Raw genomic sequence first — 13,085 nt, 5'->3', positions numbered from 1 at the left:
AGTCCTTAGTCTCGAAACTTGGAGAGCAGCATCGACCCGTTCGTGCCACCAAACCCAAAGCTGTTGGTCATGATGGTGTCTAGCCCAGCATTTTCAACCAGAGAAGTCGCTATTTCTGCGGGATTCAACTCTGGATCGAGCGTTTCGACGTTGATCGAGGGTGCGATGAAGTCGCTCTGAAGCATCAGGAGGCAGTAAATCGCTTCGGATGCGCCAGTTGCGCCTTGGCTGTGACCCGTCATGGATTTGGTCGACGAGATCGGCGGTGTGGTGCCTTCGCCAAAGACGCGGCGCACGGCCTGAACTTCGCCCACGTCACCGACGGGGGTCGATGTGCCGTGTGCGTTGATGTAGCTGATTTTGCGGCCTTCGGGCAGGGTTTCGAGAGCGAGACGCATTGCGCGTTCGCCGCCTTCACCCGACGGGGCAACCATGTCGTGACCGTCCGAGGTTGCGGCAAAGCCTGTGACCTCAGCGTAGATTTTCGCACCGCGTGCTTTCGCGTGCTCAAGCTCTTCGAGGACAACGATACCACCGCCGCCTGCGATGACGAAACCGTCACGGCCAGCGTCGAATGCGCGGGATGCTTTGGTTGGTGTGTCGTTGTATTTCGACGACATCGCGCCCATCGCGTCGAACAAGCAGGACAGCGTCCAGTCGAGTTCTTCTGCGCCACCTGCAAACATAACGTCCTGTTTGCCCATCATGATCTGTTCTGCTGCGCTGCCGATACAGTGCAGAGAGGTCGAACAGGCCGAAGTGATCGAGTAGTTGATGCCCTTAATCTTGAACTGGGTCGACAGGTTCGCTGAGATGGTCGAGGACATGCACTTTGGTACAGCGAAGGGCCCGATCCGTTTGGGGGAACCGTTGTTATCGACGATCTGATGTGCAGCATACATCGCGCTGGTGGACGGGCCGCCGGAGCCAGCGATGAGGCCAGTGCGGGTGTTGGACACTTGATCCTCGGACAGACCAGAATCCTCGATCGCTTGTTTCATCGAAATGTACGCATAAGCCGCGCCCGGACCCATAAAGCGTAGAGCGCGTTTATCAACGTGTTCTGTCACGTCGATTTTGACGGTGCCTGCGATCTGGCTGCGGAACCCGCGTTCTGCCATTTCGGGGCTGGCTTCGATGCCCGATTTACCCGCGCGAAGAGAGGCCTCTACCTCGGCAGCATTGTTCCCGATCGGTGAAACGATCCCGAGACCAGTTACGACGACACGGCGCATAGGCACCCTCCCTTGTAGTCTTTGATGTTCTGTCGGTCTTAGGACGCTGACAGAGCCACTTTCATGTCTTTAACAATGTAGATCACTTCACCGTCAGCTTCGACGATACCGTCAGCGACACCCATGGTCAGGCGACGGGTTTGCACTGCTTTTGTGAAATCGACCTTGTAGGTCAGCATTTTACGCTCTGGACGCACCATGCCTGTCAGTTTCACTTCGCCAACGCCAAGAGCGTAACCGCGACCTTCCCAGCCACGCCAACCGAGGTTGAAGCCCGTCAGCTGCCACAGACCATCAAGGCCAAGGCAGCCCGGCATAATCGGGTTGCCCGGGAAGTGGCAGTCAAAGAACCAGAGGTCTGGTTTGATGTCGAATTCAGCGACAACATGGCCTTTGCCATGCAGACCACCGTCTTCGGAAATCTCGGTGATGCGGTCCATCATAAGCATCGGCGGTTCCGGCAGCTGCGCATTACCGGGGCCGAAAAGTTCGCCACGGGCACATTTTAACAGATCGTCGCGGTCAAAGCTGCTCGGGTATTGGGCCATGCGTATGTGTCCCCCTTGTTGGGATAGTGATGCGTTATTAACGTTCGTCTATCACCCAGAGGTTAACAAGAGCAAGTGTAGCGGCGTCGCGGGGCAATTTGACTTTGCGATTGAAAAAAGTCGGTGCCGCGCTGTATTGTGTCCTTCAACATAAGGATGACCTTCATGCTGGATGACCGGATCAATCGCGGAACAGAGTGGCTCGCTCAGGCGGGGTTGCGCCCGACGCGGCAACGTGTGGCGCTGGCGGCTGTTTTGGTGGGTGACGGTATGGATCGGCATGTGACCGCAGAGTGGCTCTATGAGGCCGCGACCAAAGCGGACGCCGATGTATCGCTCGCGACGGTTTATAACACCCTGCGTGCATTCAGCGAGGCAGGGTTGGTGCGTGAGATCACCGTTGATGGGTCGCGCAGCTATTTCGATACCAATATGTCCGACCACCCGCATTTCTACTGGGAAGACGACGGTCGTCTGACCGATGCGCCTGCGGATCAGCTGCGTATCGAAGGACTGCCAGACGCCCCTGATGGCGCACGCATCTCTGCGGTGGATGTCGTGATCCGTTTGCGTCGGTCCTAAAGAATCAGAACCACTGTCCCGGTTCGATCAGCCCGAAATCCAACAACTGACGTGAGTGCCAATCAAACGGCACAGAATTGCGCCATTCAAAGGTGTTGATGGCGAATGTCGACCCTGGGTTCCGTTTCAGCGCCTTTGCGGTACGGAATGAGCAGATCGCCGCCGTGAGGTTGTGGTGCCACGGGCAAGCGTAGGTGTTGTATTCGGCAACGTTAAAGGTGTGATCATCATTGAGGCGCAGCCCTTTCTGGGCGCGGAAAATGGCGATCCTGTCGATCCGACGTTTAGCGGCGGGGATGAACTCTTCATAGCGCCAACGTAGACCGCCGTAGAAATCCAACTGCCGTTCTTTAGGGTGGTTGTGGTTCGCGGGATCGTTACGGGCGAGCGCATAGTAGCCTGTTTTGTCCAGCATGGCTTCGTCGACCGACACAGCGGACGGGAACTTACTCAGATCGCCCGCATATAAATCAACAACATAGGTCAGCATTGCATCGCGCCGTTCTTCCGTGTGGAAGGCGAGCATTTCGCCGATCGTGCGCGTCTCGCAGAAGGGGTAGAACAGGTATTCTGCGTTGTAGCAGTAATACATCCAGACGTTCGGCGCGGCCTCAATACAGGCGTTCACAGCCGTCGTCAGCGCATGTTCGCCGCGCATATCCAGATCGACGCGAATAGTCTTTGCCTCGACCTTGGGGGACACTTCGATATCAGCATCGGCAAAGAGGACGACCTTTTTGAACCCAAGGTCGAGATGGTGGCGAACGCTGCTGTCCACTTCGACTTCGTCCTCTACCATGATTAGAGCAACTGGCCCTTTGGCGAGCGCGGAGGGGGCGTCGGATAGAAAATCTTTTAGTGAAGAATACCGCATGGGCCTGTCTTAAATTGTTCGCCTGTAAGGTCTGTCAAATCCGTCGGCATTGCAAGACAGAGGGCGAGGGGTTAGGTAACGCCGACTTTCCCCAACGCTGCAAAACGGGATGCCGCCCATGACCGAGCCGAAGAAGCTGTTTATCAAAACCTATGGCTGTCAGATGAACGTCTACGACAGTGAACGCATGGTCGAAGCGCTGGGCGGAAACGGCTACACGCAGGTGGACTCGGCGGATAAGGCGGACATGATCCTGCTCAACACCTGCCACATCCGCGAAAAGGCGGCGGAGAAGGTGTATTCAGAACTGGGCCGTCTGAAAGAACTGAAGGACTTGAACCCTGACCTGAAAATCGGCGTTGCTGGCTGTGTCGCGCAGGCCGAAGGCAAAGAGATCATGGCCCGCGCACCCGTTGTGGACCTGATCGTTGGGCCGCAGTCCTACCACCGACTGCCGCAGATGGAAAAAGCAGTGCAGCGCGGCGAACGTGCGGTCGATACGGATTTCCCCGAAGAAGACAAATTCGACACCCTGAACAAACGCCCTCGCGCTACCCGTGGTCCGACCGCGTTCCTGACGGTTCAAGAGGGCTGCGATAAATTCTGCGCGTTCTGCGTGGTGCCCTATACCCGTGGGGCAGAGGTTTCGCGCCCCAAAGAGCGCATCTTGCGCGAGGCTGCGGATCTGGTTGCTGCTGGGGTTCGTGAAATTACGCTGCTCGGCCAGAACGTGAATGCCTACCACGGCCACGATAAAGGGCTTGCAGGTTTGATCTGGGAACTTGCTGACCTCGATGGGCTGGAGCGTATTCGCTTTACGACGTCGCACCCGAACGACATGGATGACGAACTGATCAACGCCCATGCGACTTGTGAAAAGCTGATGCCCTATCTGCACCTGCCCGTGCAGTCGGGCAGCGACAAAATCCTCAAGGCGATGAACCGCAAACATACGCGGGATGATTATTTTCGACTGATCGACCGTATCCGCGGCGCACGTCCTGATTTGCTGTTGTCTGGCGACTTTATCGTCGGTTTCCCCGGTGAAACGGATCAGGATTTTGAGGACACGCTCGATCTGATCCGTCAGGTGAACTACGGACAGGCCTATTCGTTCAAATACTCCACCCGCCCGGGCACACCCGCTGCAGAGAAACCGCAGTTGCCCGATGATTTGATGGACGACCGTTTGCAGGAGCTTCAGGCGCTTTTGACCCAGCAGCAACGCGCAGCCCAAGATGGAATGGTCGGGCGCGAAGTTAAAGTTCTGTTTGAGAAGGCGGGGCGCATGCCGGGGCAGATGATTGGGAAATCCGATTACCTGCACGCGGTCTATGTCGAAGCACCTGCCGACGTAAAAGGACAGGTTCGGACCGTTCGGATCGTCGAAAGCAGCCGGAATTCTCTTGGTGGCGTCCTCGTCTGAGTCGGTTTTGTTGCCGATTTCGAGCTAAAATCACCTGAATTGCACTGATTGTTGTGGTTATAGCCACAGCATTCTACTAAATTTGCTTTTTTTCGCTAAAACATCAGTTAAGGTAGTCGTTATATACGATAGCGTAGCTTATGAGGTTGTCTGCTCGACCTCAGAGCAAGGACAAAAAGGGCATTAGCTGTGAAAACGAAATTGGGATCGATTGCGGTCAAGGCGTTCGGGGGCGCTTCGATTGCGGTACTAGGGCTCGCGGCAGTCGCGACCACTTCTTTTGCGGAAACCGCTCAAGTGATTGAGCTTCCGACTCGTGTGATTGAAGGCGAACAATACGTTCCAACGATCTGGATTGACCCAGATGGTTGTGAGCACTGGGTTATGGATGATGGCGCCGAAGGTTACATGGATGCGAACCGTCGTCCCGATGGCTCAGCCGTATGTCACCGTAGCGAAATTTGCGGTGTCGTGCCGACAGACCAGCTTTTCGCAACCGATCGTTATGCGATCAGCAACGCGGGTCGTTCGTCGTTGCAGCAATTCTTTACCCAATCGATGCAGAACGGTGTCTTTGGTTTCTTGATCTACGGTCACACCGATAGCCGCGCGTCTGACGAGTACAACATGCGTCTGTCGAACAACCGCGCTAATGCTGTTGCTCGCGTTGGTGCCGAAACAGGTGCTCGCATCGTTGATGTGCGTGGATTTGGTGAGCGCAGCCCGCGTGCGGACAACTCGACCGCTGCTGGTATGCAACAAAACCGCCGCGTCGAAATTTACTGCCTGCGCTAAGGAGAGATGGACATGAAACTCGTTAAACTAACGTTCGCTCTCGCTGCTGCAGCTTCGCTTTCGGCCTGTATTGGTGCCGAAGGGTTTGAAGGCTCTGGCTTTATGGGTCGTGGCGGCGTCGGTGCTGATAAAGGCATCGACTACGGCGTGAACAAACACCACCTGTCGGACATGATTGCTGGCATTTGGGTCGACCCGCATGGATGTGACCACTGGATCATTGATGACGGTGTCGAAGGATACCTGTCGCCGCGCTTGACCCCTGATGGCCTTCCTGTCTGTTCTGGCGTTGCCCCGCCGAACTACGCGGTTGGTCCATTCAAAGATGGTTCGCCGATCGCAGATCCTCTCTAACTGTTTAGAGAATGTGCAGAATGAACAGGCCGTGGAGAGATCCGCGGCCTTTTTCGTCTTTCGGCTGTCACATACGCATGAGACGCTTGCCACAGGTCCAAGTTCTTGCCACCATGAAAGTACACAACCTGTTGTAAGGAGTCGTGATTGCCAGTCGATATCTTGACCCCCGCTAGCGAATTCGTCATCGAATTTCCGGATAACTTTCTGCTCATCGACCTGTGTGGAGAGCACGACAGAAATCTGGCCAAGATTGAGGAACGACTGGGAATACAGATTGCGCGACGTGGAAATCACCTGATCCTAATCGGTGAAGAGGCCTCGCAGAAACAGGGCGCAGAGGTTCTGCAGTCGCTCTATTCTCGTTTGGAAACAGGTCGTGGCATCGAGGCCGGCGACATTGATCGCGAACTTCGCATGGGCAACTCTGAAAAAGAGACCGCACCGCAAGCAGGCGATCAGATGGAGATGTTCAAGGGCGGACCCGTTGAGATCAAAACCCGTAAAAAGGTGATTGAGCCGCGGACCGACGCGCAAAAGGCCTATGTCCAGAACCTTTTCAAAAACGAACTCGCGTTTGGTATCGGACCAGCCGGCACGGGTAAGACCTATCTCGCGGTTGCTGTGGGCGTGTCCATGTTTATTCAGGGGCACGTGGACAAGATCATCTTGTCTCGTCCCGCTGTGGAAGCGGGTGAAAAGCTGGGTTTCCTTCCTGGCGACATGAAGGACAAGGTCGATCCCTACATGCAGCCTCTTTACGATGCGCTGGATGATTTCCTTCCGGGGAAACAGACAGCCAAACTGATCGAAGAGAAGAAGATCGAGATCGCGCCGCTTGCCTTTATGCGGGGCCGCACCCTGTCCAATGCCTTTGTTGTGTTGGACGAGGCGCAGAACGCGACCACGATGCAGATGAAGATGTTCCTGACCCGTCTTGGCGAAGGTTCACGCATGGTGATCACGGGTGACCGTTCTCAGGTCGACCTTCCGCGTGGTGTGGACTCGGGTCTTGCCGATGCGGAACGTCTTCTGAAGGGCATTCCAAAGATCAGCTTCAACTACTTCACAGCCAAAGACGTGGTGCGTCACCCTCTCGTGGCTGCGATCATTGAGGCTTACGATGCGGATGCTTCGCGCAAGTAATCTCTGGCAGAGGGGCGGGCGGCCTGTTATGCGCCGCCCAACCTGACCGGAGGGCACGCCCGTGGACATTGATATCGACATCACCGACGACCGTTGGGAAGCGCTGGGGTTGCCTGCGATTGCAGAGCGCGCTGCGATTGCCGTCCTAGAGCGGTTGGATATCGATCCCGACGAATGTGAATTGTCCATCCTCGGCTGTGGTGACGACAAAATCAAAGAACTGAACGCCGATTTCCGTGAAAAAGATAAGGCGACGAATGTTCTGTCGTGGCCTGCCGACGAGCGTGGCGCCGAGGTCGAAGGCGAACTGCCAGAACCGCCCGAAGAGGACGTATTCGGCGCAATCGAACTGGGTGATATCGCAATTTCCTACGATACCTGCGCTCGTGAAGCTGATGAGGCGGGGAAGTCGCTAGAGCATCACGCGACCCATTTGATGGTCCATGGCGTGCTCCATCTGTTGGGTTTTGATCACATAAGAGAGGGTGACGCGTCTCTTATGGAGGGATTAGAGACAGAGATACTTGGCAAAATGGGTATTGCTGACCCATATTCAGAGGAATGAAGGTCGGGCCCTGACGCCGCGACCATAGGTTTGGAGACAATGGGCGACACCAACGAGGGTCCTTCTATCGCAGCGCAAAGCGCGCAATCGGACCAAATTGATGAACAACGTAGTGGTTTTTTCAGCCGTATTATTGGCGCACTTAGCCCGTCTGATGATCTTCCTGAGGCAGAGTTTAACGGTAGCAAAACGCATTCGGTGACCACCACATTGGGTCTATCGAACCTGCGTCGTATGCGCGTTGAGGATGTGAGCATCCCCAAGGCCGAGATCGTTGCCGTCTCTGCGGCCATCGGCAAAGACGAACTGGTTCAGGTGTTCCGTGAAAGCGGCCTGACCCGTTTGCCTGTCTATGATGGCACGCTCGATACGCCGCTTGGATTTGCGAACCTCAAGGACTTTGCCCTGCGGCATGGCTTCAACGGTGATACACCAGAGTTCGACGTGAAAGAGATGTTGCGTCCGCTGCTCTATGTGCCGCCGTCGATGCCGTTACATGTTTTGTTGCAAAAGATGCAGGCAGAGCGGATTCACATGGCCTTGGTCATCGACGAATACGGCGGCACTGATGGTCTCGTGACGATCGAGGATTTGATCGAACAGGTCGTAGGTGAAATCGAAGACGAACATGACGTCGAAGAGGATGAAACCTTCACCCGCACGGGTAATGGTATCTACATGGCGCAGGCCAAGACGCTTCTCGATGAGTTCGAAGAAGAGATCGGCCTCGATCTGACTGCGCATGATGAGATTGATGCCGAAGAGGTCGATACGCTCGGTGGTCTGGTCTTTATGCTCGCGGGTCACGTGCCTGCTCGTGGTGAAGTCATTAAACACCCTGATGGACCAGAGTTCGAAGTTGTCGATGCAGACCCGCGGCGGATCAAACGTCTGCGTGTGCGTCTACATTCCAAAGCCGAGGACTAGGCCTTGAACCGTGCCCTGTCGGCTTATGGCCTGCCATTGGCCGCAGGGATGGCACTGTCGTTGGGACAAGAGCCAGTCGCGCTCCCTGTCGCGATCTTACCCGCGCTGGTTCTGTTCGCGCTGCTTTCGCAGGGGCTAGACCCGCGGGCAGCGGCGGGACGTGCGTGGCTGGTTGGGGTCGGGTATTTCGGGCTGACGCTCACATGGATTGTAAACCCGTTCTATGTTGAGGCTGACCTCTATTCTTGGATGGCGCCGTTTGCGGCTGTGTTGTTGCCCGCGGGACTTGCTGCGTTTTGGGCTGCGGGCGTCTGGATTGCCTTTCGGATTGGGCGGGGGATGGCCGCATGGGCGCTGGGCCTAATCCTCGCGGAATTGGCGCGCGCGCATTTGTTCACGGGGTTTCCATGGGTGCAATTTGGCCAAGGATACCTCGACACCATCAGCTCACCTTTGATGTCCTATATCGGGGCAGAGGGGCTGTCAGTTTTGACTATCGTCTTGGCAGCGGTTGCGGCGGCCACGAAGCGGTATAGGTGGGCGATTGTTCCTGTCTGTGCGGCGTTGATGTTACCTGCTTTTCCCTATTCGCCCGAACCCCAAATCAGTAATGGCCCAGTGGTCCGATTGGTGCAGCCAAGCGCGCCGCAGGATGAAAAGTGGATCCCTGAACGTGCAGAGGCATTTTACCGCCGTATGATCGCGGCAACCGAGGCTGAGCCGCCTGTCGATCTGGTGGTTTGGCCGGAAACTGCGATCCCGTATTTGCTGAATTACTCTGGCCCCATCTTGACCGACATCGCGGATGCGTCGAACGATACCCCTGTGATCTTTGGCGTGAACCGCGAAGAGGGAGGCCTTTATTACAACAGCCTCGCCATGGTTGGTGCAGGCGGCGCGGTTGATGCAATTTATGACAAACGGCATCTAGTGCCGTTCGGTGAATACATCCCCTTCGGCGACCTGTTGGCCCGTTTCGGCATCCACGGTTTGGCGGCAGCGGATGGTGCAGCCTATGCTGCAGGGCAATCAGGCGAACTGATCACTGTGGCAGAGGTCGGTGGTATTGTGCCCCTGATCTGCTACGAGGGGATCTTCCCAAGCATGTCCGCCAGTGCCGAGCGTCCCAGAGCCTTGGTCCTTATTACAAACGATGCGTGGTTTGGTCCCGATGCTGGTCCGCGCCAACATTTCGCCCAGGCCCGTCTTCGCGCTATCGAACAGGGTTTGCCGATGGTGCGCGTGGGCAACACGGGGCTCACGGCGATGATCGATGCGCGCGGTGCTGTCACCACATCGCTGCCGTTTGAAACGGTCGGCTATGTCGATGCACTGCTTCCCGAAGCTCGCGAGGAGACTTTTTTTGCCCGATTTGGGTCTTGGCCGTTTGTAATAGTGATCCTTTTGTCATGCTCAGCCGTAGCAATACGACGCCGATTAATATCCGGTTGACCTAAAACACGCTGGGGATTAGCCGTCCTCCATTATGCCCCCACAACGGCTTCCTGGCGTGGCGGGTTCACCCTAACGGAGCACTTCAATGTCACGTAACGACTACATTTTCACTTCGGAATCCGTTTCCGAAGGTCATCCGGATAAGGTTTGCGACCGTATCTCGGACACCATTCTTGATGCATTTCTGGCTGAAGAGCCTGAGGCCCGCGTTGCTTGTGAAACCTTTGCCACGACCAATCGGGTTGTTATCGGTGGCGAAGTTGGCCTCTCTGATCAGTCCAAACTGACTGAATACATGAACGCAGTTCCGGACCTTGTCCGCGGTGCGATCAAAGACATTGGCTACGAACAAGACAAATTCCATTGGAACACGGTCGAGATCACCAACCTTCTTCATGAACAATCCGCGCATATCGCTCAGGGTGTTGATGCTACTGAAGATAAGGAAGAGGGCGCAGGCGATCAGGGTATTATGTTCGGTTACGCAACCAACGAAACCGAAGCACTTATGCCCGCACCGATCCAATACGCACATGCAATCCTGCGCCGTTTGGCCGAGGTGCGCAAGAACGGCACCGAGCCCAAGCTTGGTCCGGATGCGAAGTCACAGCTTTCGATCCAGTATCGTGACGGTAAACCTGTTGGTGTGACCTCTCTGGTTCTGTCGACGCAACACCTTGATGAATCGCTGTCTTCCAATGACGTGCGTGCAATCGTTGAACCCTACATCCGCGAAGTGCTGCCCGAAGGCTGGCTGACCGACGCGACCGAGTGGTGGATCAACCCAACAGGTAAATTCGTCATTGGCGGGCCTGATGGGGATGCTGGTTTGACGGGGCGTAAGATCATCGTCGATACATACGGCGGCGCGGCTCCGCATGGTGGTGGCGCGTTTTCTGGTAAAGATCCGACCAAGGTTGACCGCTCGGCTGCATATGCTTCGCGCTATCTGGCAAAGAACGTTGTTGCTGCGGGTCTGGCTGACAAATGTACAATCCAGCTGTCCTACGCGATCGGCGTGGCCAAGCCCTTGTCGATCTATGCCAACACCTATGGCACCAACACTGTAGATGAGGCAGCAATTGAACGTGCAGTTGCGCAGGCGATGGACCTGACCCCGCGGGGCATCCGGACCCATTTGGGTCTGAATAAACCGATTTATGCTCGCACGGCAGCTTACGGCCACTTTGGTCGTGCGCCAGATGCGGAGGGCGGGTTCTCTTGGGAACGTACCGATCTGGTCGAAACGCTCAAGAAAGCGGTTTGATCCAACGAAAAAGGCGGCCTTCGGGTCGCCTTTCTTTTTGGTTTATTGCGCGCAGAGCACGGAGTTGCTATGGCGCCGCCCATGACCGCATCGAACAAACACCCCGAAGCCCCTTGGCGCAATTTCTATGGCCGTATTCATGGGAAAACCCTGAATCAGGCTCAGAAGGACTATCTGGACGAAGATCTGGAGGCCTTGTCGCCGGGTGCGGTAAGCTGGGACATTAACCCTAATCGTGACCCCATTGATATGGACGCGCGGTTCAAGGGTAAACCTGTCTGGCTCGAGATCGGGTTCGGTGGGGGTGAACACCTCGTTCACATGGGCGAAACCTACCCAGAGATTGAGATCATCGGCTGTGAGCCGTTCATGAACGGCGTGGCGATGCTCTTGGGCAAAATCCGCAAATTGCAAACCCAGAACGTTGCTGTTCATCCGGGCGATGCACGGGATTTGTTCGACGTGCTGCCCGATCATTCAATTTCCAAAGCGTTCCTTAACTACCCCGACCCGTGGCCGAAAAAACGTCACCATCGTCGTCGGTTCGTGACAGCTGAGCATTTGGAACCGCTTTTTCGCGTTCTAAAGCCTGGTGCAGAATTCCGAGTGGCGACGGATATTCCTGACTACGTTCGCCAAACTCTGATCGAAGTGCCAAAGGCAGGTTTCGTTTGGCAGGCCGAAGGTCCAAAGGATTGGAGCCAACCTTGGTCCGATTGGTATTCAACCCGCTACGAACAAAAAGCGCTGCGCGAAGGTCGGACGCCGCATTACCTGACGTTTCTCCGTCCTTGATTGAGTTGTGATTGCATTATTAATGCATAAGTTGTATTTTCTGTGTGTATTTAAGCACATTTGATCATTTTGGGGTGCGTTCCTATATTTCCCCTGCAAATTCAGTCTCATCTTGATACATGTTTCTCGTAAGATTCCAAACTTATGAGATTTTAATCATGGATGCAGTTCGGTTGTTTAAATGTCCGAAGTGCGATCACAAACTGCGGTTCGGATCGGAGTTTTGTGGTTGGTGCAATGCACGCACACCTTTGCGGAACCGCAAGGGATTTTGGGTGGCTTCGGTGATCGCGCTTTGCGCGGCTGGCGTGATTTTGACGCAATAGCTGTTTTTTCAAGAAACCAAGATAAGGAACGAGGCGGCGTAAATGCCGCCTTTTTCGTTTTTGAATTCTGCCGTTTTTCAAGTCATCCACATGAAATTTCTGCGATGGCTACGTTATCCCCAAGAAAGTGCTTTACAGAATAGCGCCTCTCGGCCCACCATATATCGTATGGGGTTGTGGATAATTCCACAGGTCCTTGAGCAGGCACCAAGCGCTAGGGACGCTGCCTATGCCCAAGCGCAATAGCGAACGAGGCCGAGCAATGGCACTGACCGAGCATTTCGAAGACAGCGGTGACATTCATCCGATTGATGTCGTTGAAAACATCGCTGAATTTCATGAATGGGAATTCGACCGTATCGCGGACGACCAAATCGCGATGCAGGTCGAAGGCCAATGGCGCACCTATTCCATCACTCTCGCGTGGTCCCTCTATGACCAGACCCTCCGTCTGATCTGCACTTTCGATATGGAGCCACCCGCGCACCGCGAGCCCGCCTTGTATGAGGCGCTCAATGCAGCGAATGAGATGTGCTGGTCGGGTAATTTCACGTGGTGGACTGGGCAAAAGGTCATGGTGTTCCGTTACGGTCTGGTGCTGGGCACGGATCAAATCGCGACGCCTGATCAGATCGACACAATCATCGGTGCTGCGGTCATGAGCTGTGAGCGGTTCTACCCTGCGTTCCAACTGGTCACTTGGGCCGAACGCGACGTTGCAGAGGCGATGCAGATCGCCCTCACCGAGGCTTACGGCACCGCGTAACACTTTATTGGCGGGGCGGGGAAC

The 13,085-nt window shown here is 55.4% G+C and carries 15 protein-coding genes and 1 riboswitch; of the genes, 12 read left to right on the top strand and 3 right to left on the bottom strand.

Translation table 11 applies throughout. From position 1 onward, the window contains the following. Positions 1–5 precede the first annotated feature (5 nt). Positions 6–1,235 carry a beta-ketoacyl-ACP synthase I gene (gene fabB / locus BSK21_RS12210; RefSeq protein ID WP_067550813.1) on the bottom strand — a complete coding sequence of 410 codons (1,230 nt, stop codon included), beginning with the start codon at positions 1,233–1,235 and terminating at the stop codon, positions 6–8. A gap of 38 nt (positions 1,236–1,273) precedes the next feature. Next, positions 1,274–1,783, bottom strand: coding sequence for a bifunctional 3-hydroxydecanoyl-ACP dehydratase/trans-2-decenoyl-ACP isomerase (fabA, locus tag BSK21_RS12205; protein ID WP_067550812.1), 510 nt, complete (start codon positions 1,781–1,783; stop codon positions 1,274–1,276). A gap of 165 nt (positions 1,784–1,948) precedes the next feature. Here fabA and irrA point away from each other — a divergent pair, with 165 nt between their 5' ends. Then, positions 1,949–2,365, top strand: a complete 417-nt coding sequence (gene irrA / locus BSK21_RS12200) for an iron response transcriptional regulator IrrA (RefSeq protein WP_067550811.1) — start codon at positions 1,949–1,951, stop codon at positions 2,363–2,365. Between the two features lie 4 nt (positions 2,366–2,369). Here the strand turns inward: irrA and BSK21_RS12195 are convergent, their stop codons facing one another. Continuing rightward, entirely contained in the window at positions 2,370–3,239 is an 870-nt protein-coding gene (locus tag BSK21_RS12195; protein WP_067550810.1) for a glycosyltransferase family 2 protein, read from the bottom strand. A gap of 118 nt (positions 3,240–3,357) precedes the next feature. Here BSK21_RS12195 and miaB point away from each other — a divergent pair, with 118 nt between their 5' ends. The 11 genes from miaB (at position 3,358) to BSK21_RS12145 (ending at position 13,061) form a co-directional block, all read left to right on the top strand. Next, positions 3,358–4,665, top strand: coding sequence for a tRNA (N6-isopentenyl adenosine(37)-C2)-methylthiotransferase MiaB (miaB, locus tag BSK21_RS12190; RefSeq protein WP_067550809.1), 1,308 nt, complete (start codon positions 3,358–3,360; stop codon positions 4,663–4,665). A 297-nt stretch (positions 4,666–4,962) separates the two neighbouring features. Beyond that, positions 4,963–5,460, top strand: a complete 498-nt coding sequence (locus BSK21_RS12185) for an OmpA family protein (protein ID WP_231924817.1) — start codon at positions 4,963–4,965, stop codon at positions 5,458–5,460. Between the two features lie 12 nt (positions 5,461–5,472). Then, entirely contained in the window at positions 5,473–5,814 is a 342-nt protein-coding gene (locus BSK21_RS12180) for a hypothetical protein (RefSeq protein ID WP_067550898.1), read from the top strand. A gap of 147 nt (positions 5,815–5,961) precedes the next feature. Next, positions 5,962–6,960: a PhoH family protein gene (locus BSK21_RS12175; RefSeq protein WP_067550808.1), complete on the top strand. Its 999-nt coding sequence runs from the start codon at positions 5,962–5,964 to the stop codon at positions 6,958–6,960. Positions 6,961–7,021: 61 nt separating this feature from the next. Then, positions 7,022–7,525 (top strand): rRNA maturation RNase YbeY, encoded by a 504-nt coding sequence (gene ybeY / locus BSK21_RS12170; RefSeq protein WP_067550807.1) that lies wholly within the window; start codon positions 7,022–7,024, stop codon positions 7,523–7,525. A 39-nt stretch (positions 7,526–7,564) separates the two neighbouring features. Continuing rightward, the gene (locus BSK21_RS12165; RefSeq protein ID WP_067550806.1) at positions 7,565–8,452 is read left to right on the top strand and encodes a transporter associated domain-containing protein; all 888 of its coding nucleotides are present in this window, start codon (positions 7,565–7,567) and stop codon (positions 8,450–8,452) included. A gap of 3 nt (positions 8,453–8,455) precedes the next feature. Further along, positions 8,456–9,904, top strand: a complete 1,449-nt coding sequence (gene lnt / locus BSK21_RS12160; RefSeq protein WP_082959451.1) for an apolipoprotein N-acyltransferase — start codon at positions 8,456–8,458, stop codon at positions 9,902–9,904. A 34-nt stretch (positions 9,905–9,938) separates the two neighbouring features. Further along, a riboswitch (SAM-SAH riboswitch) is annotated at positions 9,939–9,987 on the top strand. 5 nt (positions 9,988–9,992) lie between these two features. Further along, entirely contained in the window at positions 9,993–11,174 is a 1,182-nt protein-coding gene (metK, locus tag BSK21_RS12155; RefSeq protein ID WP_067550805.1) for a methionine adenosyltransferase, read from the top strand. Positions 11,175–11,255: 81 nt separating this feature from the next. Further along, positions 11,256–11,969 (top strand): tRNA (guanosine(46)-N(7))-methyltransferase TrmB, encoded by a 714-nt coding sequence (locus BSK21_RS12150; protein ID WP_067550896.1) that lies wholly within the window; start codon positions 11,256–11,258, stop codon positions 11,967–11,969. 181 nt (positions 11,970–12,150) lie between these two features. Continuing rightward, positions 12,151–12,438, top strand: coding sequence for a hypothetical protein (locus BSK21_RS15940; RefSeq protein WP_156529598.1), 288 nt, complete (start codon positions 12,151–12,153; stop codon positions 12,436–12,438). A 119-nt stretch (positions 12,439–12,557) separates the two neighbouring features. Further along, positions 12,558–13,061 (top strand): YbjN domain-containing protein, encoded by a 504-nt coding sequence (locus BSK21_RS12145; protein ID WP_067550804.1) that lies wholly within the window; start codon positions 12,558–12,560, stop codon positions 13,059–13,061. Positions 13,062–13,085: the final 24 nt, after the last annotated feature.

Origin of the sequence: Marivivens sp. JLT3646 (assembly GCF_001908835.1) — a bacterium.
Taxonomy (GTDB): Bacteria; Pseudomonadota; Alphaproteobacteria; order Rhodobacterales; family Rhodobacteraceae; genus Marivivens; species Marivivens geojensis.
Note: the sequence above shows the minus strand (reverse complement) of the source record. Positions and strands in the feature narration are given on the sequence as shown.